Source organism: Nocardioides sp. NPDC023903 (assembly GCF_040639295.1).
Classification (GTDB): Bacteria; Actinomycetota; Actinomycetes; order Propionibacteriales; family Nocardioidaceae; genus Nocardioides.
The window spans coordinates 73,308-98,735 of record NZ_JBEZZS010000011.1; the positions used below are offsets into that span (position 1 = coordinate 73,308).

The following is a 25,428-nucleotide window of genomic DNA, read 5'->3' on the forward strand; positions in this document are numbered from 1 at the left end:
ATAAGGAGAAGTGCATGACCACCGCAGCAAAGATCGACGGCAAGCGCGTCGCTGCTGATCTGAAGACCGCGCTCGCCGTGCGGGTGAAGGCACTGCACGAGGCCGGGATCGACCCCGGCCTCGGCACCATCCTCGTCGGTGACGACCCTGGTTCCCGTTCGTACGTCGCGGGCAAGCACCGCGACTGCGCCGAGGTGGGCATCGCCTCGATCCGGATCGAGCTCCCCGCCAGCGCGTCGCAGGCCGAGATCGAGGCAGCGGTGCAACAGCTCAACGACGATCCGACGTGCACCGGTTTCATCGTCCAGCTGCCACTGCCGCCCCACGTCGACACCCATCGGGTCCTGCAGCTCATCGACCCGGACAAGGATGCCGACGGGCTCCACCCCACGAACCTCGGCAAGCTGGTGCTCGGCACTCCTGCTCCGCTGCCGTGCACGCCGCGCGGGATCATCGAGCTCCTGAGGCAGCACGACGTACCGATCACCGGACAGCGGTTCTGCGTCATCGGCTGCGGTCTGACCGTCGGCCGGCCGCTCGGGCTCATGCTCACCCGCCCCACCGAGCACGCCACCGTCACGCTGTGCAACATCGAGACCCGTGACGTCGCCGCCCATGCCCGGGCCTCGGACGTCATCGTCGCCGCGGCGGGTGTCGCTCACCTGGTCAAGCCCGACTGGGTCAGCCCCGGCGCCACGGTCCTGTCCGTCGGGATCACTCGCACCATCGAGGGGATCCTGGGCGACGTCGACCCGAACGTGGACGTCGTCGCCGGCAAAATGAGCGGTGCCACGGGTGGGGTCGGACCCATGACCCGCGCCATGCTGCTGACCAACATCGTCGAGATCGCCGAACAGCATCTGGCTGCCAGGGAGGCCATCGCCGGGGCTCGCACATGAGTGCCACGCAGCTGCTCACCGAGGCAGCTCGGCGTTGTCAGGTGATGGGCATCATCAACGTCACCCCCGACTCGTTCTCCGACGGCGGCCGGTTCCTCGACGTCGACGCCGCCGTACGCAGAGGCCTCGAGCTCATGCGCGACGGCGCCGATCTCCTCGATGTCGGAGGCGAGTCCACTCGGCCCGGTGCCCAGCGGGTCAGCGCGGCCGAGGAGATCGCCCGTGTGATCCCGGTGGTCGAGGCCCTGGCCCGGGAGGGGTTGCCGGTCTCGGTCGACACCATGCGCGCCTCGGTCGCCCAGCGAGCCGTCGAGGCCGGGGCCGTCATCGTGAACGACGTCTCCGGCGGGCTCGCCGATCCCAGGATGCTGCCCTTCGTGGCCGATGCGGAGGTCACCTGCGTTCTCATGCACTGGCGCGCCCACTCCACGCGGATGGACGACTTCTGCTTCTACGGCTCGGTCGTCGACGACGTGTGCGCCGAGCTCCGCGGCCGGGTCGATTCCGCGCTCGACGTCGGCGTACGTCCCGAGCGCATCGTCCTCGATCCCGGCCTGGGGTTCGCGAAGAACAGCGCCCAGTCCTGGGAGCTGCTCTCGTCCCTCGGCACGCTGAGAGACCTCGGCTTCCCTCTCCTCGTCGGAGCCTCCCGCAAGCGGTTCCTCACCGAGGTGGCGACGTACGGACGGCGTGACCCGGATGTCCCGGCTGACCGGGACGAGGCGTCGGACGCCGTGGCTGCCATCGCTGCCGCGGGAGGCGCCTGGGGAGTGCGCGTGCACTCGGTGTCCGGTGCCGCTGCCGCCTCCAGGGTGGCCGCGCGCCTGCGTGGATCCGCGGTCGCAGCCGACGTCGTCGGCGTCCGAACAGGGCGGCGATGAGTCGTCGCTCGGCCGCCGCGACCGTACGGAGGCTGCTGCACGACGCCCGCTACGAGGTCCTGCCCACCGCGACGATCGAAGAGGTCGTCACCACGTCCCTACCCGTCGGCCGAACCGTCACCGTGACCGCCTCACCGGCCAAGGGACTCGAACGAACTGTGGACCTCTCCATCCGCCTCGCCGGACACGGCTATGAGGTCGTACCCCATCTCGCCGCGCGCATGGTCTCGGGCCGAGCCGAGCTCGCCGACATCGTCGGTCGCCTGAAGGCGGCCGGCATCGACAAGATCTTCGTGCCCGCCGGCGACGCGCAGCAACCCGGAGCGTTCCCCAGCGCGCTGGAGCTCCTCGAGGCGCTCGTCGATCTCGGCGACCCGTTCAGCCACGTCGGTGTCGCCGGCTATCCCGAGGACCATCCGACGATCATCCACGACCGCCTGGTCCAGGCGATGTGGGACAAGCGCCACCACGCCACTGAGATCGTCAGCAACCTCACCTTCGACCACAGCGCCCTCACCGACTGGGTACGCCGCGTGCGCGCCCGCGGGGTCACGACGCCGATCATCGTCGGGCTGCCCGGCCCGGTCGAGCGCGCCAAGCTCCTCACCATGGCGACCAAGATCGGGGTGGGGGAGTCGACGAGGTTCCTCGCCAAGAACAAGGGTCTGTTCGCACGCATCGCCGCGCCCGGTGGCTACTCGCCGGAGCGGTTCCTCACCCGTGCGGCGCCGGAGCTGGACAAGCCGGAGGCCGCGATCGCCGGTCTGCATCTGTTCACGTTCAACCAGGTCGCCGAGACCGAGGCCTGGCGCCGCGACCTGCTGGCCCGCCTGGGCGGAGGACCCCAGTGACCGGCACCGGCTTCGACCTCGACATCGAGGAGGTGGAGCGGCGGCTCCTCGCCCGCTGGCCCGAGACCAGGATCGCCCCGTCCCTCGAGCGCATCCGGGCGGTGACGGACGCGCTCGGCCGGCCACAACGCGATTACCGGTCGATCCACATCACCGGAACCAACGGCAAGACGAGCACCGCGCGGATGGTGGAGGCGATCCTGCTCGAGCTGGGCTCGGCGGTCGGCCGGTTCACCAGCCCCCATCTCGCCGACATCCGGGAACGGATCAGCATCGGCGGCCAGCCGATCCCGCAGGATGGCTTCGTCCAGGCCTACCGCGATGTCCTGCCCGCGGCCGAGGCCGTGGACCGCGAGAGTCCCACTCCGCTGTCGTTCTTCGAGATGACGGTCGCCATGGCCTACCAGGCGTTCTCGACCGCGGCCATCGACGTCGCGGCGGTGGAGGTCGGCATGGGTGGCATGTGGGATGCGACCAACGTCATCGACGCCCCGGTCGCCGCGATCCTCCCCATCGGCCTCGACCATGTCGATCACCTGGGGCCGACGACGCTCGACATCGCGGCGGAGAAGGCCGGGATCATCAAGCCGGGTGCGCTGGCCGTCACGGCTCGGCAGACCCCAGATGTCGAGCAGCTCCTCCGAGCCCATGCCGACGCGTATCTCGCGAGGCTCATGGTCGAAGGCCGTCACTTCCGCCTGAGCGGCAGACGAGCGTTCGGCAATGGTCAGATCATCTCGGTCAACGGCCTCGCCGGTCCCTATCCCGAGGTCCCACTGGCACTTCACGGCCGCCACCAGGCGCACAACGCGGTGCTCGCCATCGCGAGCGTCGAAGCCCTCCTGGAAGACGTGATCCCGCTGGACGCACTGCGACGGGCGCTGGGCTCGGCCAGCTCGCCCGGGCGGCTGGAGGTGCTGCCCGGCACGCCCGCGGTGATCCTCGACGCAGCCCACAATCCCGACGGCGCCCGGGCCCTGGCCGCCGGCCTCTCCGATCTGGGCCGCCGGCCGACGGTCGCCGTGGTCGCTGCGATGGGCGACAAGGACTTCGACGGCATGCTCGCCGAGCTCGATCCCGTGGTGTCGACGATGATCTGCACCCGGAACAGCAGCCCGAGGTCGCTGTCGTCCCGCGACACCGCCGCCGCGGCGCGCGGGGTGCTCGGGGCGGATCGGGTCGTCGAGATCGACGACCTCGCCGGCGCCCTCCTCGAGGCCACCAGAGCCGCCTCGGCTCTCTCCGAAGAGGGTGGATACCCGGCTCAGGTGCTGGTCACAGGCTCAGTCGTCACCGTGGGGGAAGCGCGCCGCCTGTTGGGTATGTGAGACGGCCCTGCCCCTGGCCGACGTGGCCAGGGGGGAGGACCTTCTCAGAAGCCCGGTTGCGTCAGTTCACCATGCCGTGCGGATCGATGACGTACTTGGTGGCCGCACCCTGGTCGAACGCGGCGTAGCTCTCCGGCGCCTCGTCGAGGCTGATGGCCTTCGCGTTGACGGCGTCGGCGATGTGGGCCTTGTCGGCGAGGATCAGGTTCATCAGCTGCCGGTTGTACTGCTTGACCGGGCACTGGCCGGTCACGAAGGTGTGCGACTTGGCCCAGCCCAGGCCGAGCCGGACGCCGATCTGCCCCTGCTTGGCGGCATCGTCGACAGCACCCGGGTCGCCGGTCACGTACAGGCCGGGGATGCCCAGAGAGGCGCCCGCGCGCGCCACGTCCATGATGTCGTTGAGGACGGTGGCGGGCTGCTCGGCGGCGTCGCGGCCGTGGCCACGGGCCTCGAACCCGACCGCGTCGATCGCCGCATCCACGACGGGTTCCCCGACGATGTCCGCGATGATGTCCGCGAGGGCGTCACCGGAGGACAGGTCCGCGGTAGCGCAGCCGAAGCTGGCGGCCTGCTTGAGCCGGTCCGCGTTCATGTCGCCGACGATGACCGTGGCGGCACCGAGCAGCTGTGCTGAGTACGCCGCGGCGAGCCCGACCGGGCCTGCGCCTGCCACGTACACCGTCGACCCGGTGGTGACGCCGGCGGTGTAGGCGCCGTGGTAGCCGGTCGGAAAGATGTCGGAGAGCATCGTCAGGTCGAGGATCTTCTCCAGGGCCTGGTCCCGGTCGGGGAACTTCAGCAGGTTGAAGTCGGCGAACGGGACCATGACGTACTCCGCCTGGCCACCGATCCAGCCGCCCATGTCCACATAGCCGTACGCCGCGCCGGCCCGTGCCGGGTTCACGTTGAGGCAGATGCCGGTCTTGCCCTCGTTGCACATACGACAACGACCGCACGCGATGTTGAACGGGACCGAGCAGATGTCGCCCACCTCGTGGAAGAGGACGTCGTCGCCGATCTCGACGATCTCGCCGGTGATCTCGTGGCCGAGCGTCTGACCCACAGCGGCGGTCGTCCGGCCGCGCACCATGTGCTGGTCGCTGCCGCAGATGTTGCTGGTCACGAGCTTGAGGATGACCGCGTGCGGCGCGGCGCGCTTGATGCCCAGGCCGCTCACGACGTCCTGGGGGAGCTCCAGCTTCGGGTACTCGATGGACTCGACGGCCACCTCGCCCGGCCCCTTGTAGACGACGACTCTGTTGTCTGCCATGGCGTCTCTTCTTCCTGCCCCGGATGGGGGCGTCCGGCTTGCTCAGTTGCGGGGATGTTTCTCATAGCGAAACAAGAGCGCTATATGAAACAACGTAGACCGTCGACGGCATTGGCATCAAGACCCTGTTTCGACCGATTTCAGGGCTCTTGCGGAGGGTGTCTGCTCGCTCGCGCCGCGGCTACCCGGCAGTAGGGGCGAAGGAGGGGATCTGACAAGGAGGCATACTGTTTCAGCATGAGCAACACGAGCGAAACACGGAGCACGACCGTTCACTCAGTGGACCGAGCCATCTCCATCCTCCAGGTGCTCGCCCGTCGGGGGGCTGTCGGAGTCACGCCGATCTCCGAGGAATTGGGGGTGCACAAGTCGACGGTCTTCCGTCTGCTGGCCACCCTCGAGGCGCGCGGGCTGGTGGAGCAGAACGCGAGCCGGGGGCACTATCAACTCGGCTATGGCGTCATCCAGCTGGCCGCCGGCGCGACCCGCAAGCACGACATCTCGGTCACGAGTCGCCCGATCTGTATGGCGCTGGCTGACGCGGTCGGCGAGACCGTCAACATCGTCATCAACGACGGTGAGGAGGCCATCACGATCGACCAGGTGATCGGGAGCGCCGAGATCACGTCGGTGAACTGGGTCGGGCAGCGCAGCCCCCTGCACACCACCGCTTCCGGCCAGGTCTTCCTGGCGACCATGTCGCCGGAGGACCGTCGGGAGATCCTCGAGGGTGGGCTGGAGCGCTATACCGAGGAGACCGTGATCGATCCGGCCAAGCTCGAGGAGCAGCTCGCCGAGGTCAGGAAGCTGGGCTACGCCTACTCGGTCGACGAGCACGAGATCGGCCTCGCCGGCGTGGCGGCGCCGATCCGCTCCTTGGGTGGCGGGGTGATCGCCGCGGTGGTGGCCTCGGGTCCGTCGTTCCGCATCACCTCCGAGAAGGTGCCCGAGCTGGCCGAGCATGTGCTTGCCGCCGCCGCCGCGATCTCCGAGCGGAACGGCTTCCCCAAGGCTGAGTGATCCGCGCCTGCCGAGGCGACGAATCGGCACCCTCGAAGTGGCCCGCATGCCTCGTGCATGCGGGCCACTTCGCGTACGTCGTAAAGCCCGCGTAAATCCTGAGGACGAATCCAGATCGACCCGTTGACAGCGTCTTCTTTGGCGCGGCAGAATCGTTTCACGCTACGCAGTAGTTGTGCAGAGTGAAACAACCGCCGTCTGGCGGACCGCCGTATCTGAACCCGGAATCTGCCCGGTTTGAGCGTGGGAGACATCAACGTGACGCGTATGAGCATCGAAACGACGCCGGTGGAGCTGGCGTCCCTGGCGGACAGGCGAGCATCCGGCTACAGCCTGGAGGCGCCCTTCTACACCAGCTCGGAGATCTACGAGCAGGATCTCGACGTCATCTTCGGTCAGCACTGGATCTTCGCTGTCGCCGAGGCGGAGATCCCGGACCCGGGTGACTACGTCACCATCGATGTCGGCGCCCACTCCGTGATCGTCGTTCGAGACGACGACGAGAACGTTCGCGCCTTCAGGAACGTGTGCCGGCACCGTGGATCACGACTGCTCGAGTCCGCGTGCGGCTCGATCGGCAACATCGTGTGTCCCTACCACCAGTGGACCTACCGCGTCGACGGCAGCCTCATCTTCGCCGAGTCGCAGGCGGACACGTTCGAGTACGACAAGTTCGGGCTCAAGCCGGTGAACGCCCGAGCGGTCGGCGGCCTGATCTTCCTCTGCCTCTCCGACGAGCCGCCGACCGACTTCGACGAGGTCAGCGAGTTCATCGAGCCCTACCTGAAGCCATACTCGCTCGCCTCGGCGAAGGTCGCCCACCAGACCGACATCGTCGAGGAGGGCAACTGGAAGCTGGTGATGGAGAACAACCGGGAGTGCCACCACTGCGACGCCTCCCACCCGGAGCTGGTGACGGCGTACTTCCCGATCAGCCGCTACGAAGCCGCGGACGTGCCACCGCGCATGCAGTCGGTCTTCGAGCGCTATCAGGACGCGCAGGCGGAGCTGGAGAAGGCCCGCGACGCGATCGGCTTCCCGCACGAGGAGCGCTGCGAGCTCGAGGGTCGTACGACGGCTTTCCAGCTCTCGCACCTGCCGCTCGACGGCGCAGGGGCCTCGTTCGGTCCTGACGGGCAGCAGCTCTGCGCGAAGCTGATGGGCTCCATCGAGGACCCCAGGTTCGGAGACCTGTCGCTGCACATGCAGCCCAACTCGTGGTTCCACTTCCTCGGTGACCACGCTGTCGTCTTCTCGGTGATCCCGCTGGCGGTCGACCGGACGCTGGTCCGGACGACCTGGTTGGTGAACCCGGAGGCTGTCGAAGGGGTCGACTACTCGGTCGAGTCGCTCACCTCCGTCTGGCGTGCCACCAACGACCAGGACCGTGTCCTGGTCGAGGGCACGCAGCGAGGAGTGGCGGACCCGGGCTACGTACCTGGTCCGTACTCCGTGGTCGAGGGTGAAGTCGATGCCTTCGTCACCTGGTACGTCCAACGCATCCAAGCCAGTGCCTAGCCGGAGTTCGGGAGGAAACATGACCATCATGGAGACCGACATCCCCAAGGTGTCGGAGCCCAACTCGTTCGGTCTGCAGAACGGCCGCCCGGCGCCCGTGCGCAGTCGGCGGATGCTGGAGCCCTGTTGGGCCGAGAGCGACGTGATGGACCTGGTGTGCAGCCAGGTTCTGGCGGTCACCCACGACGTGAAGACCTTCGTCTTCACGACGCCCGAGCGACGTCCCTTCGACTTCGAGGCGGGCCAGTTCATCACCATCCGGGTCGAGATCGACGGCGAGCTGATGACCCGTTGCTACACGATCGCCTCGCCGCCGACCAGGCCCGACCGGCTGGCCATCACGGTCAAGCGGGTCCCCGACGGCGTGGTCTCGAACTGGCTCCACGACAACCTCGAGCCCGGGGCTTGGATCTCGATGCACGCCCCGGCAGGTGCGTTCGTCCTGCCGGAGGAGGACGCGCCGAAGTACCTCTTCCTCTCGGCCGGCAGCGGCATCACCCCCGTGCTGTCGATGACGAGGACGCTGTACGACCTCGGCTCTGAGGCGGACATCCTCTTCGTGCACAGCGCGCGTACGCCGGCCGACATCATCTACCGCGGCGAGCTCGAGGCGATGGCACGCCTGATGCCCAACCTGCGAGTGGTGGAGATCTGCGAGGGCGATGCCCCCACCGAGCGATGGATGGGGCTGCAGGGTCGCATCTCCAAGCCGGTGCTCGAGATCCTGGCCCCTGACCTCAACGAGCGTGAGACGTTCATCTGCGGTCCGGCGGGCTACATGGCGGCGGCGAAGTCGCTGCTCGAAGAGCTCGACTACGACATGGAGAAGTACCACGAGGAGAGCTTCGACTTCGGCGCTCCCGCGGTCCCTGCTCCGACGGCGGCACCGCCGGTCGAGCAGGATTCCGAGGAGGAGGCCGGAGCCGGGTTCTCGGTCGAGTTCGCGCGCAGCGGCCGGATGATCACCTGCGGTCCGGACGAGACCATCCTGGAGGCGGCGGTGGCGGCCGGCATGCGGCCGATGGCGGCCTGCGGTCAGGGCATGTGCGGGACCTGCAAGGTGTCGATGCTCTCCGGGGAGGTCGACATGCAGCACAACGGCGGCATCCGGCCCAAGGAGATCGCCAACCAGAAGGTACTGATCTGCTGCTCGAAGCCTCTGGGTGACATCCAGCTGGACTGCTGAGGGGTACGGAGGCGTCAGAGAACCTGGCGGATCTCGCTCTCGAAGCTGCCGATGTGCTCGAGGGTGAGCTTCTCGGCGCGGTCGGCATCACCGTCTGCGACCGCGTTGAGGAGCTGGGCCTGCTCGAGGACGTGGTGGGCCAGGTCGGGCAGGCGATCGATCACCATCCACCAGATCCTGATGGCGAGGTTGTCGTACCTGATCAGGATGTCCTCGAGGTGGGCATTGCCGCTCGACTGGTAGATCAGGCCGTGCGCCGCCTTGTCGACGCGCATCAGGGAGGTGCGATCTCCGTCGCCCAGCTTCCCCTTGCCGATCTGGGCTGCGAGGGCGCGCATCTGCTCACGTTGCTGTGTCGTCGCGCGTTCCGCGGCCGCGCGGGCGGCGTACGGGGCGAGCTGGCGCCGGATCTCGGCGATGGCGCTGAGCTCGGTCGCGTCGATGGTCGTGGCGAAGGTGCCGCGGCGCGGAAAGGAGTGGACCAGGTGATCGGCCTCGAGGCGTTTGATCGCTTCGCGGACAGGGGTACGCCCCATGCCGATCGCCTCTGCGATCTGGCCGTCGTTGATCGGCGCCCCCGGGCGGATGTCGAGCATCACCAGGCGCTCACGGATGTACAGGTAGGCCTGCTCGGCGAGCGAGGTGGCGGGAGGATGCTCCGTTGCTGCCAGAATCTCGTCAACCGTCATTGAGCTCGAGCCCCACTTGTCTGTTCCGATCTGTTCGCTTTTTACCATCTTAGTCTGATACATCAGTCACGGGCCAATGGCGTGCCGAACACCCGCAGCAGTCTCTCCGCCTTCCAGCCCGACTCGGCGTACTCGTCCTGCGCGGTCGATCGGACTGTGATTCCGCCTCCGGTGCCGAGCTCCCAGGTGCCGTTGCCTGTGGTGGTGAGGCTCCTGATCACGACACCGAGATCAGCCTGGCCGTCAGGTGCGATCCATCCGAAGGCGCCGGAGTAGACGCCGCGCGGGGTGGTCTCCACGCTTCGGATGATCTCCATGGTCCGCAGCTTCGGGGCACCCGTCATCGAGCCGGTCGGAAAGAGGGAGCGCAGCGCCTCGATGCCGGTGACGTCGTCACGCAGCCGGCCGCGCACGGTCGTCACGAGCTGGTGCACCGAGGCGTAGGACTCCACCGCCATCAACGATGGAACCGTCACCGAGCCGGGGTCGCACACCATCGCCAGGTCGTTGCGGAGGAGGTCGACGATCATCAGGTTCTCGGCCCGGAACCTGGGGTTCGTTGCCAGGTCCCGGCGCAGTTCCTCGTCCTCGTCGGCGCACGTGCCGCGCGGGGTGGTGCCCTTGATCGGCCGGGTCTCGATCTGACGGTGCTGGTCGATCGTGGCGTAGCGCTCGGGTGATGAGCTGAGCAGCCGAAAGTCGTGATGCTGGATGAAGCCGGCGTACGGAGCCGGGTTGAGCTCGCGAAGACGCAGGTATGCGACGGCCGGGTCGATGGGGTCCTGCACCTCGATCCGGTGCGTCAGATTCACCTCGTAGGTGTTGCCGGCCTGCAGCTCCCGCTGCACCTCGTCGAACGCTCGCGTGTAGGCGGTCGGGGCGGCGCTCGCGGACTGGGCAGGGAAGACACGTGCGGCGGCGCGGGCCGGGTGCGCGGGCGGCCGGTCGACGATCATCGCGTTGCGGGTGCGCATCCAGATCGCGTCAGGCATCGCCGAGTCGCCGGCGCGACTGATCCGGGCCGGCAGGTCCGGACGACATGCGTAGCCGAAGTAGCCGACCCAGATCTCATCCTCGGGCGTGCGGGTGAGCTCGTCCCCGAGGACGGTGAAGATGTCCGTGCCCACCAGGCTGACATCTCCGCCGCGGTGTCGAAGCACCTCACCTCGCCCGGCGTCGTAGGTGAGGGAGGTGTCGTCGTCGCGCAAGGCTCCCATGATCGACCGGGAGGTCTGCCCGGGCCCTGCGTCCAGCCAGAAGCAGCGGGGCTGCGTGTTCGCCATCTCGGCGAACCGCTCCTCGGCGGTCATCTCGTGGCCGAGAGGAAGTTCGCGATCAGCGCGGCTCCGTGCTCGCTCAGGATCGACTCGGGATGGAACTGCACGCCGACGTGTGGAAGTGACCGGTGGCGTACGGCCATCACCACCGGGTCATCTCCATCGCCTTCCGTCTCGGCGATGACCTGGAGCTCCGGCGGGATGCTCGTCGCGGCGAGGGAGTGATAGCGCACCGCGGAGAAGGAGGAGGGTACGCCGGCGAACAGCTGGTCGCCCCGGTGCCGGACCCGCGCCACGTCGCCGTGTGCGGGTGGAAGCCGGTCGACCCGCCCTCCGTAGGTGGTCACGACGCCCTGCATGCCGAGACACACACCCAGCACAGGAACCGTTCCTGCGCGGAGCACCTCGCCGCCGACGGCGAAGTCGCCAGGATTCGCCGGGTGCCCCGGGCCGGGGGAGAGGACGGCGTAGTCGAACCCGAGCACGTGGTCGGCGGTCGTCGTGTCGTGCTGGACCACTGCCGGGAGTGCTCCCGTGACACCGGCGATCAGGTGGACGAGATTCCAGGTGTAGGAGTCGTAGTGGTCGACGACCACGACCCGCGGAGCAATGTCGTGCATGTGCGCCAGCTCTCTAAAATTCACACTAACGACAACTAGTATATCAGTGATAGCCTCAGGGTATGACGGATCGTGCGGGCCGGGTGCTGCGCCTGCTGAGCCCCCGGGGGCTCAGCGTGGCTGCGTCGCAGCAGGACGTGGTGCTGGCCGAGCTCGGCCTGTCCGTTCGTGAGGTCGCGCCTGTTGTGGCTCCTGTTCCCGCGGTGCGCGTGGGAACGCTCGTCTTCACCTCTGGCCAGCTGCCGATCCGGGAAGGCGAGCTCCTCGCCACGGGCAGGGTCGGTGACGCACTTGGTGTCACCGACGGTCAGGCCTGCGCGCAATGGTGCGTGCTCAACGCGCTCGCCGCGATCAAGTCGGAGATCGGTGATCTCGGGCAGGTGAAGCGAGTCGTCAAGGTCGTCGTGTACGTCGCCTCCGGCACCCTTTTCGCGGAGCAGGCCCTGGTCGCCAATGGTGCCTCGGAGCTTCTCGGCCGGGTGTTCGGCGATTCGGGGCGACATGCGCGCTCCGTGGTAGGGGTCTCGGCCCTGCCTCTGGATGCCCCGGTCGAGCTCGAGCTCGTCGTCGAGATCGACCCTTGCCTTGTGTGATGCATCACATATAAGGTAACTAGTATATCAGCGTCTGGCCGCGTAGCGCCCCACTGTAGTGCCGCCACCCGGAGCCTCTCTGGCACCGACAGATGCTGCTCATCCCAAGAGCTCTTGATCGGAGTGCGTCATGAGATCATCTGCACGTAGCGGAGACCTTTCACCGGTAGCGCCGCGCCACAAATCTGTCGGCCAGAACGGAAGCCCGACCCATCCGGCCCTCGACTGTCCTCCTGAGGAGCCCGCCAAGGATGCCGGCGGTCTTGATCGCGTCGTCTTCGGCGTGACCGCGGTCATCGCGATCGGCTTCCTGGTCTGGGGATTCGTCAGCACGGAGTCGCTGGCGTCGGTCTCGGGGAAGTCGTTGTCCTGGGTGATGGCCAACCTGGGCTGGCTCTTCGTCACCGCGGCATCGACCTTCGTCGGCTTCGTACTGTGGCTCGCGTTCGGCAAGTTCGGGAACATCCCGCTCGGCCGCGACGGCGAGGAGCCGGAGTTCCGTACGGTCTCGTGGATCACGATGATGTTCAGCGCCGGAATGGGGATCGGCCTGATCTTCTACGGCGTCAGCGAGCCGATCAGCCACTACATCACACCTCCGCCGGGCTCGGTGGGAGATGGTGAGTCCGAGAAGATCCAGACCGCCATGGCCACGACCCTCTTCCACTGGGGGATCCACCCGTGGGCGATCTATGCCCTGGTCGGGCTCGCGATCGCGTACAGCGTCTTCCGGAAGGGCCGGGGCCTGCTCATCAGCTCGGTCTTCGAGCCTCTCCTCGGGCGTCACGCGCACGGCGCCGGCGGGAAGGTCATCGACATGCTCGCGATCTTCGCGACGCTCTTCGGGTCGGCCGCCTCGCTCGGCCTGGGCGCTCTTCAGATCCGCAGCGGACTCGAGATCGTCGGCGGGCTCGGTACGACGGGCAACGGCATCCTGGTCGCCATCATCGCCGTGCTCACGGTCGCGTTCGTCTTCTCGGCGGTCTCGGGTGTCGCCAAGGGGATCCAGTGGCTCTCGAACATCAACATGGTGCTCGCCGTCGGGCTCGCCCTGTTCGTCTTCCTGGTCGGTCCGACCGTGTTCATCCTCAGCCTGATCCCGACCACCGTCGGAAGCTACTTCCAGGAGGTTGCGATGATGTCGGCGCGTACCTCGGCCGAGGGATCCGAGACCGCCGCCTGGCTCTCGGGCTGGACCGTCTTCTACTGGGCCTGGTGGCTCTCGTGGACTCCGTTCGTCGGCATGTTCATCGCCCGGATCTCGCGCGGCCGCACCATTCGCCAGTTCGTGACCGGTGTGCTCCTAGTCCCGTCGCTGGTGAGCCTGGTCTGGTTCGCGGTCTTCGGCGGCGCGGCCATCGACCTGCAGCAGAAGGGTGTGGACATCGGCGGCGCGGGTGGCGTGGAGACCCAGCTGTTCACGACCCTCGAGTCCTTCCCGCTGGCCACCGTGGCGAGCGTGGTGGTCATGATCCTGGTCGCGCTCTTCTTCGTCTCGGGCGCGGACGCGGCATCGATCGTGATGGCCACGCTCTCCGAGCGCGGCTCCATCGAGCCGGGCAGGCCGACGGTGATCTTCTGGGGCGTCGCCACGGGTGCCGTTGCTGCAGTGATGCTCCTGGTCGGCGGCTCCGACGCGCTGAGCGGGCTGCAGACGATCACGATCGTCGCGGCGGTCCCGTTCGTGCTGGTCATGATCGCGTTGTGCGTGTCCCTGGTGAAGGATCTTCGGGAGGACCCGCTGGTCGTGCGTGCCCAGTACGCCTCGAGGGCCGTCGAGCAGGCCGTCGTCTACGGGGTCTCGGAGCACGGTGACGACTTCGTCATCAAGGTCTCCCGTGATCCCGATGCGCCCGCCGACGAATCGGCCGATGACGAGGACACCGAGTTGTCGGCCAGCTAGCTCGAGTCGCGAAGGAACGGTTGAGGTGAAACAAGACGCTAACGGCTCGTACGCCGTGGAAGAACCGGTGGACGCACTCAGCGTCACCGAGCCGAAGACCTGGGCCGCCGGCGTGCCGGCGGTGCGGAAGGCGATCGAGTATTCGCTGACGCAGACATCGGTGCGGCGTACGGCGTTGACGCTGTTGAACCTCAACCAGGCCGACGGGATGGACTGCCCGGGGTGTGCGTGGCCCGAGCCGGGTCGCCGGCACCGGAACGAGTACTGCGAGAACGGTGCGAAGCACATCGCCGACGAGGCGACGTCGCGCCGGGTGACGCGCGAGTTCTTCGCGCGTCACCCGGTCTCGGAGCTGGACGGGAAGTCGGACTACTGGCTCAACCAGCAGGGCCGGCTGACAGAGCCGATGGTCAAGCGGCCAGGTGCGACGCACTATGAGCCGATCACCTGGGAGGACGCGTTCCACACCATCGCTCAGGAGCTCAACGGCCTGAACTCTCCCGACGAGGCGATGTTCTACGTCTCCGGCCGGCTCAACAACGAGGCCGCGTTCCTGCTCCAGCTCTTCGCCCGCGCGTACGGCACCAACAACCTGCCCGACTGCTCCAACATGTGTCATGAGTCGAGCGGCTCGGCGCTCAACGAGACGCTGGGGATCGGCAAGGGCAGCGTCCAGCTCGATGACATCTACAGCGCGGACCTGGTGTTCGTGGTTGGCCAGAACCCGGGCACGAACCATCCGCGGATGCTGTCGGCGCTGGAGGAGACCAAACAGCGGGGCGGCAAGGTGATCGCGGTCAACACGCTGCCCGAGGCGGGACTGATGCGGTTCAAGAACCCGCAGAAGGCCCGCGGAGTGGTGGGTCGCGGCACCCAGATCGCGGATCAGTTCCTGCAGATCCGCCCAGGCGGCGACCTCGCGCTGTTCCAGATGCTCAACCGTCGGCTGCTCGAGACCGACCGGGCCGAGGGTGGAGGTGTGCTGGACTGGGAGTACATCGCGGAGTACACGACCGGGTTCTACGCCTTCGCCGAGCACGCCCGCACGATCACCTGGGAGACTGCGCTCGAGGCGACCGGCCTGACCCGCGAGGAGATCGAGGCGGTCCACGAGCAGGTGCTGGCCAGCCGCTCGGTCATCGTCTGCTGGGCGATGGGGCTGACCCAGCACAAGCACGGTGTGCCGACGATCCGCGAGGTGGTCAACTTCCTCATGCTGCGGGGCAACATCGGCAAGCCCGGGGCCGGGGTCTGCCCGGTCCGGGGTCACTCCAATGTGCAGGGCGACCGGACGATGGGCATCTGGGAGAAGATGCCCGACTCCTTCCTCGACGCACTGGGCGCCGAGTTCAGGTTCGACCCACCACGCAAGCACGGGTATGACTCGGTGGACGGTGTCCGGGCGATGCGGGACGGGAAGGCGAAGGTCTTCGTGGGCGTGGCCGGCAACTTCGTCCGGGCGATCTCGGACAGCGACGTCGCCGAGGCCGCGTTGAGGAACTGCCGCTTGACGGTCCAGGTCTCCACCAAGCTGAACCGCTCGCACACCGTGGTCGGGGAGACCGCGCTGATCCTGCCCACGCTGGGCCGCAGCGACATCGACGTCCAGTCCAGTGGTGAGCAGTTCGTCACCGTCGAGGACTCGATGAGCTCAGTGCACGGCACCCGCGGCAAGCTCCAGCCCGCCTCGGAGCATCTCCTCAGCGAGGTCGCGATCATCTCGCGCCTGGCGCAGGCCACGATCGGCGGCCGGTACGGCATCCGCTGGGCGGACTTCGAGGCGGACTACGGCCGGATCCGCGATCGGATCGCCCGAGTGGTGCCGGGGTTCGAGGACTTCAACGAGCGGATCAAGAATCCGACCGGCTTCGTTCTCCCGAACCCGGTCAACTCCGGTGTCTATCGCACGCCCAGCGGCAAGGCCGTCTTCACGCGCAACGACCTGACGTGGTTGCAGGCCCCGCCGGGTCATCTGATCCTGCAGACGCTGCGCTCGCACGATCAGTGGAACACCATCCCGTACGCCATGGACGACCGTTACCGCGGCATTCACAACGCCCGCCGCATCGTGATGGTCAACCCGGCCGACATCGCCGAGCTGGGTCTGGCCGACGGTGACCGCGTCGACATCGTCGGGGTCTGGGAGGACGGTGTCGAGCGGCGCGCCCCCGGGTTCACGCTCGTCGCCTATCCGGCGAGCCGGGGTTCGGCGGCTGCGTACTATCCGGAGACCAACGTGCTCGTGCCGCTCGACAGCGTTGCCGAGGGCAGCAACACCCCGACCTCGAAGGGCGTCGTGGTGCGCTTAGAGATCGCCGCATCGGCAGAGGGGGCGAACCGCCTGCGGTAGGAGGTGGGCGTCGTTGCGAACGCCGTGGCGAAGTTCTGCCGGAACGTCACGGCACTGCTGAACCCGCACGCCTCGGCGATGCGGGTGATGGGCCAGGTCGTGGTCTCGAGAAGACGGCGCGCTTCGTCGAGGCGGCGAGTCAGGACCCAGCGCGCGGGTGTGGTCCCGGTGACCTCGGCGAAGCGGCGGGTGAAGTTGCGCCGGCTCATCCGGGCGTGGGCTGCTAGGTCGTCGACGTGGAGTCGTTCGTCGAGGTGGGCGAGGGCCCAGTCGATCGTCGGTCCTAGGTCGCCCACGCCTCCTGACTCGGGCATCGGGCGGTCGACGTACTGGGCCTGGTCGCCCTCGCGGTGGGGTGCGACCACGAGGTGGCGGGCCACGGTGGCTGCCGCGGTGGAGCCGAGGTGCGTGCGTACGATCGACAGGCAGGCGTCGATGGCTGATGCGGTGCCGGCTGAGGTGAGTACGTCGCCGTGGTCGCGGTAGAGCGCTGCCGGAGTGACAGTGACGGCCGGGCGCCGGCGGGCCAGCTCGTCGACCGCGCCCCAGTGGGTGACGGCATCTCTTCCGTCGAGGACGCCGCTGTCGACCACGGGGAACGCACCGAGGCACAGGCCTGCGACTCGACTGCCCCGCGTCTGCGCTGCGCGGATCCTGCCGGTCAGGGCGGCACTGGCTGGCGGGAGGTCGCTCGGCCACGACGGCAGGACCACGAGCTCCGCGTCCTCGACGACATCGGGGCCCGCGACGTCGTCGACTCGCAGCCCCTCGGCCGTTCGTACGCCGCGCCCGTTCTCGGTCCACACCACGGGATCCCACCCCTCGGCCAGGCCCAGGCGGCCGACCTCGCCGAAGACCATCAAGGGTGCGGCGAGGTGGAACATGGTGATGCCGTCGAAGGCGTGTACGGCGATGCGCATCCTGGCCCGATCTCATCGTAAGTCGTCATTTGTGCCACTCACGATACCGCCGAGGATCGGCCAGAGTGAAGGGGAAGGCCAACGCCACCCCGAACAGAGGAATCCAGCCATGACCACGCCCCGCCGCGCCCTGATCGTCGTCGATGTCCAGCAGGAGTACTTCGACGGGATCCTGCAGATCCAGTCCCCGGACCGGGAGCAGGCGCTCGCCAACATCGTGGCCGCGCTCGATGTCGCCGACCGCGAGGACCTTCCCGTGGTCGTCGTCCGGCACGAGCTGCCCGAGGACGCTCCGGTCTTCGCTGTCGGGAGCCCCAGCTGGTCTCTGCACTCCGAGATCGAGCGGCGCCTCAAGCCGTCCTGGAAGCGAGTGACCAAGGACAAGAGCAGCGTCTTCGCGGGCACCGACGTCGCCGAGTGGCTGGCAGAGCAGGGTGTCGACACCATCACCATCGTCGGCTTCATGACCAACAACTGCGACATCGCCACGGCGGTGAGTGCCGAGGAGCTCGGCCTGGCCGCCGAGATCCTCTCCGACGCGAGCGGTGCCATCCACCTGGCCAACGAGGCCGGCAAGGTCTCGGCCGACCAGCTCCACCAGACCCTGCTCGTCCTCCTGCACTCCAACTTCGCCGCCGTCGCCAGCACCGAGGCCTGGACGGAAGCGGTGGCTGACCAGAAGCCGCTCGCCAAGAGCGACCTCGGCCCCTCCGCCATGCAGGGCCGCGCCGCCTTTGCCGGCTGACCGCTGATCGGAGAAGTCTCCTGTCGACGGGAATACCGCTGCGGTTCTAATGCTTCTTACCTTCATAAGCATTAGAACCACAGCCGCTCGGGCGGCCCTCGACGAGAGGAACACCGCATGACCGGGCACTACGCACAGGTGGCTTTCACGCCGCTCGTGACCAGTCACCAAGCCGCCCACGGGAGCGCCGACGCGTACGCCCGGATGGCTGCCTCCGGGGACGGCTCCGATCGTCTCGGCGCCGATGAGGCGGACTTCATCCAGTCGCGGGACAGCTTCTTCATCGCGTCGGTCAGCGAGACCGGCTGGCCGTACGTCCAGCACCGTGGCGGGCCGCCCGGCTTCCTCCGGGTGCTCGATGAGCAGACACTGGGGTTCGCGGACTTCCGCGGGAACCGGCAGTACATCACTCGGGGCAACGTGGACCACGACGAGCGGGTGTCCCTCTTCCTCATCGACTACCTGCACCAGGCCCGGATGAAGATCTTCGGGCGAGCGCGCGTCGTCGAGCCTGAGGACGATGCCGCGCTGGTCGCTTCGCTCGTCCCTCCGGACTACAACGCGAAGGTGGAACGCGCCGTGCTGATCGAGATCGAGGCGCTGGACTGGAACTGTCGCCAGCACATCCCGAAGCTGGTGCCGCTGGACGTGGTGAGGAACACGGTGGAGGAGCTGGCCGGACAGGTCGCGCGGCTCGAGGCCGAGCTCGCCGAGGCGCGTTCCTAGATGCCGGATGAGGAGGTTGCGATGGACGACGTACCTGTCCTCTATCTGACGCAGCCGAAGGCGGTACGTCTGATGAACACCGTCTGGGCCGACCGAACCAGCGTGCATGACTCGCTCGAGACGCTCGGTCACTTGCAGCTGTGGGCGGAGCGGGCGGGCATCGGCGACGGTCAACTCGACGAGTCCGACCTCGCCCTGGCCAGAGAGCTCCGGGACGCGCTGCGCCGACTCGCCGCCGACGCAACCCACGATGATCGCCGAGGAGCGGTGAGTGCGGACGTCGAAATCGAGACGGCGGTGGCCGTGACGAACAGCTTCCTGGCGGACTGCACGCCGGTGCTGCGCCACGAGGGTCAGGGTTTCAGCCGCGGTTGGCAGGAGGACGGCGCCAGCCCCTTCCGGCGGGAGCTCGCCGCGCTGGCGCTCGAGGGGGCAGACCTGCTGGCCGGCCAAGGGCTGCGGGCCTGCGGCGGGCCCGGGTGCGTCCTCTACTTCCACCGAAGCCATTCCCGGCGGGAGTGGTGCTCGGCGGAGTGCGGCAACCGTGCCCGCGTCGCACGGCACTACCAGCGCAAGCGCGACCCTGCATGACCTCGACCGGGTCGGGTACCGCGAGCAGATGACTGAGATGAACCAGGACGAAGCTCGCGTACAGGCACTTCAGGGTGTGGTCGAACGAGTGAACGCATGGCAGGAGACCGCGCCCGAGGGAACCATCCGGGACGAGCTGGCCAAGGCGTTGCACGAGACCGGGGTGACCCTCACCGAGGAGCAGCAGGAGCTCGTGACGGACCGGATCTCGCGTCAGGAGGACGTCGACGTCGACCTGCTCGCCGCCGACAGCGGCGAAGGCGGCCCTGCCTGACGTACGAACCTCGTCGTCATCCCCGGACGGGATCGACGCGTGCCATCACCGGGGTGGCGAGCACTCCGTGGATCAGCACCGAGGCGACGACGGTGAAGGCGACCGTCGACCACAACCAGTCCTGAGCCAGCGCCTCGTCCTGCCCCGCGGCGTAGGCGAGGTAGTAGATGGACCCGACCCCGCGGACACCGAAGAACGCCGTGGCCCAGCGTTGGTGCCGGGTGAGGGGCGAGGTGCGCCCTCCCCGGCCCGGCCACGGCGCCAGGGCCAGGATCCCCGCCGCTGGACGCACCACCAGGATCAGCGCCAGCCCGATGGCGATCCCACGCCAGTCGAGAGCCTCGAGCAGGCCCCGCGTGAGCGCGATCCCGAGGACGAGCAGGACGAAGAGAGTCAGCAGGCGCTCGAGCCGCTCGGCCACCTCGTGCATGGCTGCGTGGTAGTCGTGTGAGCGCTCGGCCGAACGGAAGGCCATGGCGCAGACGAAGACGGAGAGGAACCCGTAGCCGCCGAGAACCTCGCCGACGCCGTACGACCCGATCAGAGCCGCGAGGGCGAGCAGCGACTCACCCCGTTCGGCCACGCGCAGAGACCGGCTGCTGGACCGGAAGGCGATGTAGGCGAGGACCTTCCCCACCACCAGCCCGGCGAGGACGCCGATCACGATCTTGGCCAGCAGATAGAAGCCGACCCATTCCAGCGCCCAGTTCGAGACGGCTCCTTCGGTGGCGAGCAGGATCGCCACGTACACGAACGGGAAGGCGAGGCCGTCGTTCAGACCCGCCTCCGAGGTGAGGGTGAACCGGAGCTCGTCGCGCTCATCGACCTCGTGGTCACCGGTCTGTGGGCCGGCCACCTGTACGTCGGAGGCGAGCACCGGGTCGGTGGGCGCCAGCGCCGCGCCCAGGAGTATCGCCACAGCCGGTGCCAGTCCGGCAGCCCACCCGAGAAGCGCGATGGCGGCGATGGTGATCGGCATCCCGATCGCCAGCAGCCGCCAGGTCGACGACCACCGGCGCCAGGTCCTCGGATCGCGGAGCTCGAGCGGCCGGTCCAGCGCCAGGCCGACCCCCATCAGAGCCACGATGATGACCAGCTCGGAGGCGTGCTCGATCGCGACCCGATTGGTCTGCGGGTCAAGCGGCAGACCGTCGGGGAGCGGCGTGAGCCCGATCAGCATCCCGACACCGACCAACACCATCGGAGCCGAGATCGCCCACCGGTTGAGGAGGTCGGGAAGCACGATGGCCAGCAACAGGCTGGCGCCGATCACCACGTAGGCAAGGTCGGCAGTCATAGCTACGTCGCCCCGATTCGTCGCGTTGCAGGTCGAGCACGGCCTCCCTGAACCAGGTTACGTACGAACCAACCGACTCGCGGAGCATGGGAGGTCGTGTCGGGGGTTACCGGTCGAGTCATGAGTGAAGAGCAGCTTCAGCCGGAGGACACCCTCGACGACCGTGGTGTCGACGATGTCCTGGACGAGGGCTATTCGCCGCCCGAGCGGCCGCGCGGTGTCACCGCGAAGGGCGTGACGCCGCGGGAGGAGATCGAGGGGGAGACCATCGACGAACGGCGCGCTCAGGAGGAGCCGGAGGTCTGGGAGGAGGCCGAGGCCGAGGCCGACGCCGACATCCTCGATGGGCCGGTGACCGGGGAGGTGGGCGAGGCACGTGCCGGTCGGCTCACCAGCCCCGACGAGGGCGTGCGCGAGGACGACGAGGGGAAGCTCATCGGGCACGACGAGGGCATCGACGGGGCCGGCGCCTCGGCCGAGGAAGCGGCCGTGCACGTCGTCGACGAGCCCCCTGACTGAGGCTGATTCTGCGTCTTCGGGGGTACCGGTGGACGCCGGATCCCTTCCAACGCCGGATCCCTTTCAACACAGAGGAGAGCTGCCGTGTCCGAAGACGTGACCGACCTGATCATGCAGGACCACCGCGAGGTGGAGAGCCTGTTCGAGAAGCTTCAGCGAGATCCGGACGTACGTGCCGGGCTGACCCCGATCTTGGTGACCCTCCTGGCCGCACACAGCCGCGCCGAGGAGGCCGAGGTCTACCCGGTCGCCCGGGACGAGGCGGGGGAGGCGGAGGACGTCGCGCACAGCCAGGAGGAGCACCTGCTGGCAGACCGCCTCCTCGCCGAGCTCAGCGAGTGCGACCCCTATTCAACGGAGTACGGCGACAAGCTGGCGGAGGTGGTCGAGGCGGTCTCCCATCACGTCGAGGAGGAGGAGAGCACCGTGCTGCCGGGCATTCGCGACCGTCTCGACGATGCCCGTCGCGCCGAGCTGGGCAAGGCCTTCCTGAAGAGCCGGCAGGAGCATCTCGGCGAGATGCCCCAGGACATCAGCCGTGACGAGCTGCGCCGCCAGGCCGCCAACGCCGACATCCCCGTCGGGGACAAGGGCAAGGAGGACCTGAAGCGCACGCTCGATCAGCACGCCGACAGCTGACGTACGGCCGCGGAAGCGGTCAGCTCCCCGACATGATGAGGCAGGTCGCGATCGCGTGACCGATGACGCGACCTGTCTTGTCGGTGATCTCGGCCTCGGCGGTCGCGGCGCGGCGCCCGATGGTCACGACGCGTCCCACGCAGGTGAGGGTGCCGCTGTCGAGCGTGGCTGCGCGGGTGAACTTGATGGTCAGGTCGAGGGACGTGTAGCCGGTGCCCGCCTTCAGCTTGGTGTGGACCGCACACCCGAGAGCCGAGTCGGCGAGGGTCGCCAGGATGCCGCCGTGCACGGTGCCGATCGGGTTGTAGTGCCATTCCTCGGGCGTGAGCTCGAAGACGGCCCGGCCGTCGCTGACCTCGACCAGGGCCATGCCGAGGGTCGCGTTGATCGGCGGCGGCGGGAGTTCGCTGTCTCCCAGCTGCTTGAAGAAGTCGAGCCCGTCGAGCTCCCGGGCGGCGGTGGCGAAGAGTTGTGGGTCGGCCCATGAGTAGGTGCGTTCGCGCACGGCTCGGGGCTGCTCGGAGCTCGTGTTCTGGGTCGTGTCCTGGGTCGTGTCCTGGGTCATGGCCGCTCAGATCCGCTCGATGATCGTGGCGTTCGCCAGTCCGCCGGCCTCGCACATGACCTGCAGCCCGTAGCGGCCGCCGGTCTGCTCCAGGTTGTTCAGCAGCGTGGTCATCAGCCGGGCGCCGGACCCGCCCAGCGGGTGCCCGATGGCGATGGCCCCGCCGTTGATGTTGACCTTGGCGAGGTCGGCACCGGTCTCCTTCTGCCAGGCGAGTACGACGGAGGCGAATGCCTCGTTGACCTCGAAGGCGTCGATGTCGTCGATGGAGAGTCCGGCGCGGGCCAGCACCTTCTGGGTCGCCGGGATGATGCCGGTGAGCATGAAGATCGGGTCGTCTCCGGCGACCGCGAAGGAGTGGACCCGTGCCCTCGGGGTCAGACCGAGGCGCGCGGCGGCCTCCTCGGAGGCGACCAGAAGCGCGGCGGAACCGTCGTTGATGGGCGAGCTGTTGCCGGCCGTGACGCGCCAGTCGATGTCGGGGAACCTGGCCACGGAGTCCTCGTCCTTGAAGGCCAGTCGAAGACCCGAGAGCGACTCGGCCGTGGACGACGGGCGGATCGTCTCGTCGACGCGCAGGTCGTTGACGTAGGTGACCTGCGAGTCGAAGTGTCCGTTCTTCCACGCCGCCGCGGCCCGCTGGTGCGACTCCGCCGCGAACTCGTCCAGCTCGGCGCGGGAGAGGTCCCACTTGTTGGCGATCAGCTCGGCCGAGATGCCCTGGAGGACCAGGCCACCGTCGTAGCGGGCGTTCACCTTGCTGCCGTAGAAGTCCTTGCCCGCGAACTGCGACCCCATCGGAACGCGGCTCATCGACTCCACGCCGGAGGCGATGGCCACGTCGTACGCGCCGGCGATCACGCCCTGCGCGGCGAAGTGGAGCGCCTGCTGCGAGCTGCCGCACTGCCGGTCGACGGTGACGCCGGGAACCGACTCCGGGAATCCGGCGCCGAGCAGGGCCCAGCGGGCGGTGTTGCCCGACTGCTCGCCGACCTGTCCGACCGCGCCGCTGATCACATCATCGACGACGGCCGGGTCGATGCCGGTGCGCTCGACCAGCGCGGCGAGCGTGTGCGCATGGAGATCGACGGCGTGGATCTCGGAGTAGGCGCCGCCGGGCTTGCCCTTGGCTACGGGCGTACGGACGGCGTCGACGATGAAGGCGTTCGGCATGGTGGTCCTCTTTCTCGTTCAAGCGGTGGGTTGCGAGTCGGGTCGGAACGGCGAACGTGCTGGAGCGGGGCTCAGCGAGGCGCGACCATCAGAGGTTGCGCGACCTTGGCGAAGGTGCCGTGCTCGTCGGCCATGTCGCCCTGAGCCAGGCCGATACCGTCCGGGCCGATGGTGCTGCGGGCGTCGAGCAGCATCCACTCGTTCACGGGCGGTCGCTCGATGGTGACGGTCACGGTCGGTGGGATGAAGTACCACGAGCTCATCGGCAGGGAGCCGGACAGGCCGTTGGTGGAGTCGGCCAGGGTGAGGAGACGCTGCACCGGGGAGGCCTGCTCACCGGCGACCAGCGGGACGCGCAGGCGCGCCCAGACCGTCGCCGGACCGGGTTCGTAACCCCCGCTGATGAACCGCCAGTCGATGGCACGGCCGTAGCCCCAGTCCGGGCTGACTCCGTCGAAGAAGCGCTCGGAGGAGGCCGCCGGGATGGCGGGAACCTTCTCCTCACGCCAGTGATCGCGGGTCGACCCGGGCGTGGACCGGATCAGCCAGGCGCTCGCCTTGACGGCGAGCCGGTCGCCTGCCCACAGCGAGGCCTCGATGAGCTCGACCCGACGACCCGGCCGCACGACGTTCGCCTCGACGCGCATGGTCCCCTGAGGAATGCCGCCGAGCATGTCGGCCGTGAATCGGGCGATGGACAGGGCCGGGTCGGAGCGTACGGACTCGATCGCCCGGGCCAGCAGGGCAGCGGCAGGGCCGCCATGCTGCAACGACTGGTCCCAGGGGCTGGCCGTCGCCGCGGTCGACTCGTACGTTCCGTCCTCGTCGGTCGGCAGGTAGAAGGCGTCGAACTCGAGGGTCATCAGCGTCTCCTGTGCGTGGCTCAGCGGGCCAGCTGCGGGTAGAGCGCCTCGATCGGCTGGGCGAGGCCGGCCTTGACGTCGGCGCTGATCTGGTCGGCGATGATCTCGTACGCGTCGGCCTCGAGGCCGTCGTAGGCACTGCGGACCACGTCGGCCGGATCGTTCTTCGGGTCGGTGATGCCGGCCGTCATCGGGGTGTCGGTGTAGCCCAGGTGCAGCGACGCGACATGGATGCCGTCACCCGCCAGCGCGAGGCGCTGGGTGTTGGTCGCCGACCACAGGGCGGCCTTGGTGGCGCTGTAGGCGTCGCCGACGCCGTACCAGCTCAGGACCGAGAGCACGTTGACCACGACCCCCTTGCTGGCGCGCAGCGACGGGAGGAAGGCGTTGGTGACGTCGAGCGCTCCCCAGAAGTTGGTCTCGAAGAGGTCGCGCGCCGCGCCCAGGTCACCGGTCACGCTGGCGCCGTTGGAGGCACCGGCGTTGTTGATGACGACAGTGACGTCTCCAGCTGCCGCAGCAGCCTCGGTGACCGAGTCGTGGTCGGTCACGTCGAGCCTCAGCGGCACGATGCGCGGGTCGTTCCAATCGCGGGGCTTGCGGGCCGCGGCGTACACCTTGGCGGCGCCGCGCTCCAGCGCCTGGTTGACGAAGTGGGTGCCGAGGCCGCCGTTCGCTCCGGTCACCAGGACGACCGCGTTCGCGAGAGTGGGCATGTGGTTCTCCTG

25 protein-coding genes and 1 pseudogene are annotated in these 25,428 nt (G+C 68.3%); 16 read left to right on the forward strand and 10 right to left on the reverse strand.

Annotated elements, in window-relative coordinates:
* Positions 1–14 precede the first annotated feature (14 nt).
* From AB0F44_RS14060 to AB0F44_RS14075, 4 genes are read left to right on the forward strand one after another with little or no spacing between them, the layout of a single operon-like run.
* Positions 15–899 (forward strand): bifunctional methylenetetrahydrofolate dehydrogenase/methenyltetrahydrofolate cyclohydrolase, encoded by an 885-nt coding sequence (locus tag AB0F44_RS14060; RefSeq protein WP_357356317.1) that lies wholly within the window; start codon positions 15–17, stop codon positions 897–899.
* Positions 896–1,780 (forward strand): dihydropteroate synthase, encoded by an 885-nt coding sequence (gene folP / locus AB0F44_RS14065; protein ID WP_357356319.1) that lies wholly within the window; start codon positions 896–898, stop codon positions 1,778–1,780. Before AB0F44_RS14060 ends, folP begins: the two co-directional genes overlap by 4 nt.
* A complete protein-coding gene (locus AB0F44_RS14070; protein ID WP_357356321.1) occupies positions 1,777–2,631 on the forward strand; it encodes a methylenetetrahydrofolate reductase in 855 nt (284 codons plus the stop codon). Before folP ends, AB0F44_RS14070 begins: the two co-directional genes overlap by 4 nt.
* Complete coding sequence (locus AB0F44_RS14075; RefSeq protein WP_357356323.1) at positions 2,628–3,959, forward strand: folylpolyglutamate synthase/dihydrofolate synthase family protein; 1,332 nt, start codon at positions 2,628–2,630, stop codon at positions 3,957–3,959. Before AB0F44_RS14070 ends, AB0F44_RS14075 begins: the two co-directional genes overlap by 4 nt.
* Positions 3,960–4,020: 61 nt before the next feature.
* Here AB0F44_RS14075 and fdhA read toward each other — a convergent pair whose 3' ends face one another.
* Positions 4,021–5,232 carry a formaldehyde dehydrogenase, glutathione-independent gene (gene fdhA / locus AB0F44_RS14080; protein WP_357356325.1) on the reverse strand — a complete coding sequence of 404 codons (1,212 nt, stop codon included), beginning with the start codon at positions 5,230–5,232 and terminating at the stop codon, positions 4,021–4,023.
* A 279-nt stretch (positions 5,233–5,511) separates the two neighbouring features.
* Between fdhA and AB0F44_RS14085 the strand changes: the two genes are divergently transcribed.
* The 3 genes from AB0F44_RS14085 to AB0F44_RS14095 all read left to right on the forward strand — a co-directional run bounded on the left by AB0F44_RS14085 (position 5,512) and on the right by AB0F44_RS14095 (position 8,956).
* Positions 5,512–6,252 (forward strand): IclR family transcriptional regulator, encoded by a 741-nt coding sequence (locus AB0F44_RS14085; RefSeq protein ID WP_357356327.1) that lies wholly within the window; start codon positions 5,512–5,514, stop codon positions 6,250–6,252.
* A 267-nt stretch (positions 6,253–6,519) separates the two neighbouring features.
* Entirely contained in the window at positions 6,520–7,770 is a 1,251-nt protein-coding gene (locus AB0F44_RS14090) for an aromatic ring-hydroxylating dioxygenase subunit alpha (protein WP_357356329.1), read from the forward strand.
* 19 nt (positions 7,771–7,789) lie between these two features.
* Positions 7,790–8,956: a hybrid-cluster NAD(P)-dependent oxidoreductase gene (locus AB0F44_RS14095; protein WP_357356331.1), complete on the forward strand. Its 1,167-nt coding sequence runs from the start codon at positions 7,790–7,792 to the stop codon at positions 8,954–8,956.
* Positions 8,957–8,970: 14 nt separating this feature from the next.
* Here AB0F44_RS14095 and AB0F44_RS14100 read toward each other — a convergent pair whose 3' ends face one another.
* The 3 genes from AB0F44_RS14100 to AB0F44_RS14110 form a co-directional block, all read right to left on the reverse strand.
* Positions 8,971–9,645, reverse strand: a complete 675-nt coding sequence (locus tag AB0F44_RS14100) for a GntR family transcriptional regulator (RefSeq protein ID WP_357356333.1) — start codon at positions 9,643–9,645, stop codon at positions 8,971–8,973.
* A 62-nt stretch (positions 9,646–9,707) separates the two neighbouring features.
* Positions 9,708–10,928, reverse strand: a complete 1,221-nt coding sequence (locus AB0F44_RS14105; protein ID WP_357356335.1) for an anthranilate synthase component I family protein — start codon at positions 10,926–10,928, stop codon at positions 9,708–9,710.
* Positions 10,929–10,951: 23 nt separating this feature from the next.
* Positions 10,952–11,542 (reverse strand): aminodeoxychorismate/anthranilate synthase component II, encoded by a 591-nt coding sequence (locus AB0F44_RS14110; RefSeq protein WP_357356337.1) that lies wholly within the window; start codon positions 11,540–11,542, stop codon positions 10,952–10,954.
* 62 nt (positions 11,543–11,604) lie between these two features.
* Here AB0F44_RS14110 and AB0F44_RS14115 point away from each other — a divergent pair, with 62 nt between their 5' ends.
* The 3 genes from AB0F44_RS14115 to AB0F44_RS14125 all read left to right on the forward strand — a co-directional run bounded on the left by AB0F44_RS14115 (position 11,605) and on the right by AB0F44_RS14125 (position 16,388).
* Positions 11,605–12,135: a RidA family protein gene (locus tag AB0F44_RS14115; protein WP_357356339.1), complete on the forward strand. Its 531-nt coding sequence runs from the start codon at positions 11,605–11,607 to the stop codon at positions 12,133–12,135.
* Positions 12,136–12,265: 130 nt separating this feature from the next.
* Entirely contained in the window at positions 12,266–14,038 is a 1,773-nt protein-coding gene (locus tag AB0F44_RS14120; protein WP_357356341.1) for a BCCT family transporter, read from the forward strand.
* 25 nt (positions 14,039–14,063) lie between these two features.
* A complete protein-coding gene (locus tag AB0F44_RS14125; RefSeq protein WP_357356343.1) occupies positions 14,064–16,388 on the forward strand; it encodes an FdhF/YdeP family oxidoreductase in 2,325 nt (774 codons plus the stop codon).
* A gap of 47 nt (positions 16,389–16,435) precedes the next feature.
* On the opposite strand, the pseudogene AB0F44_RS14130 reads toward AB0F44_RS14125, so the two are convergent.
* Positions 16,436–17,308, reverse strand: a pseudogene (locus AB0F44_RS14130) (helix-turn-helix domain-containing protein); the annotation flags it as partial.
* A 109-nt stretch (positions 17,309–17,417) separates the two neighbouring features.
* Between AB0F44_RS14130 and AB0F44_RS14135 the strand changes: the two are divergent.
* The 4 genes from AB0F44_RS14135 to AB0F44_RS14150 all read left to right on the forward strand — a co-directional run bounded on the left by AB0F44_RS14135 (position 17,418) and on the right by AB0F44_RS14150 (position 19,644).
* Complete coding sequence (locus AB0F44_RS14135) at positions 17,418–18,053, forward strand: isochorismatase family protein (RefSeq protein ID WP_357356345.1); 636 nt, start codon at positions 17,418–17,420, stop codon at positions 18,051–18,053.
* 117 nt (positions 18,054–18,170) lie between these two features.
* Complete coding sequence (locus AB0F44_RS14140) at positions 18,171–18,779, forward strand: pyridoxamine 5'-phosphate oxidase family protein (RefSeq protein WP_357356347.1); 609 nt, start codon at positions 18,171–18,173, stop codon at positions 18,777–18,779.
* Positions 18,780–18,800: 21 nt separating this feature from the next.
* Positions 18,801–19,370, forward strand: coding sequence for an ABATE domain-containing protein (locus tag AB0F44_RS14145; protein ID WP_357356349.1), 570 nt, complete (start codon positions 18,801–18,803; stop codon positions 19,368–19,370).
* Positions 19,371–19,398: 28 nt separating this feature from the next.
* Complete coding sequence (locus AB0F44_RS14150; RefSeq protein ID WP_357356351.1) at positions 19,399–19,644, forward strand: hypothetical protein; 246 nt, start codon at positions 19,399–19,401, stop codon at positions 19,642–19,644.
* Between the two features lie 16 nt (positions 19,645–19,660).
* On the opposite strand, the gene AB0F44_RS14155 is transcribed toward AB0F44_RS14150, so the two are convergent.
* Entirely contained in the window at positions 19,661–20,941 is a 1,281-nt protein-coding gene (locus AB0F44_RS14155; RefSeq protein WP_357356353.1) for a cation:proton antiporter, read from the reverse strand.
* A gap of 120 nt (positions 20,942–21,061) precedes the next feature.
* On the opposite strand from AB0F44_RS14155, the gene AB0F44_RS14160 reads away from it, so the two are divergent.
* Entirely contained in the window at positions 21,062–21,460 is a 399-nt protein-coding gene (locus AB0F44_RS14160) for a DUF5709 domain-containing protein (RefSeq protein WP_357356355.1), read from the forward strand.
* An 84-nt stretch (positions 21,461–21,544) separates the two neighbouring features.
* A complete protein-coding gene (locus AB0F44_RS14165) occupies positions 21,545–22,099 on the forward strand; it encodes a hemerythrin domain-containing protein (protein WP_357356357.1) in 555 nt (184 codons plus the stop codon).
* 19 nt (positions 22,100–22,118) lie between these two features.
* Here AB0F44_RS14165 and AB0F44_RS14170 read toward each other — a convergent pair whose 3' ends face one another.
* From AB0F44_RS14170 to AB0F44_RS14185, 4 genes are all read right to left on the reverse strand, one after another.
* A complete protein-coding gene (locus AB0F44_RS14170) occupies positions 22,119–22,664 on the reverse strand; it encodes a PaaI family thioesterase (RefSeq protein ID WP_357356359.1) in 546 nt (181 codons plus the stop codon).
* A gap of 6 nt (positions 22,665–22,670) precedes the next feature.
* Positions 22,671–23,837 carry an acetyl-CoA C-acyltransferase gene (locus AB0F44_RS14175; protein ID WP_357356361.1) on the reverse strand — a complete coding sequence of 389 codons (1,167 nt, stop codon included), beginning with the start codon at positions 23,835–23,837 and terminating at the stop codon, positions 22,671–22,673.
* A 71-nt stretch (positions 23,838–23,908) separates the two neighbouring features.
* Entirely contained in the window at positions 23,909–24,700 is a 792-nt protein-coding gene (locus tag AB0F44_RS14180; protein WP_357356363.1) for a thioesterase family protein, read from the reverse strand.
* 20 nt (positions 24,701–24,720) lie between these two features.
* The gene (locus AB0F44_RS14185) at positions 24,721–25,416 is read right to left on the reverse strand and encodes an SDR family oxidoreductase (protein WP_357356365.1); all 696 of its coding nucleotides are present in this window, start codon (positions 25,414–25,416) and stop codon (positions 24,721–24,723) included.
* Positions 25,417–25,428: the final 12 nt, after the last annotated feature.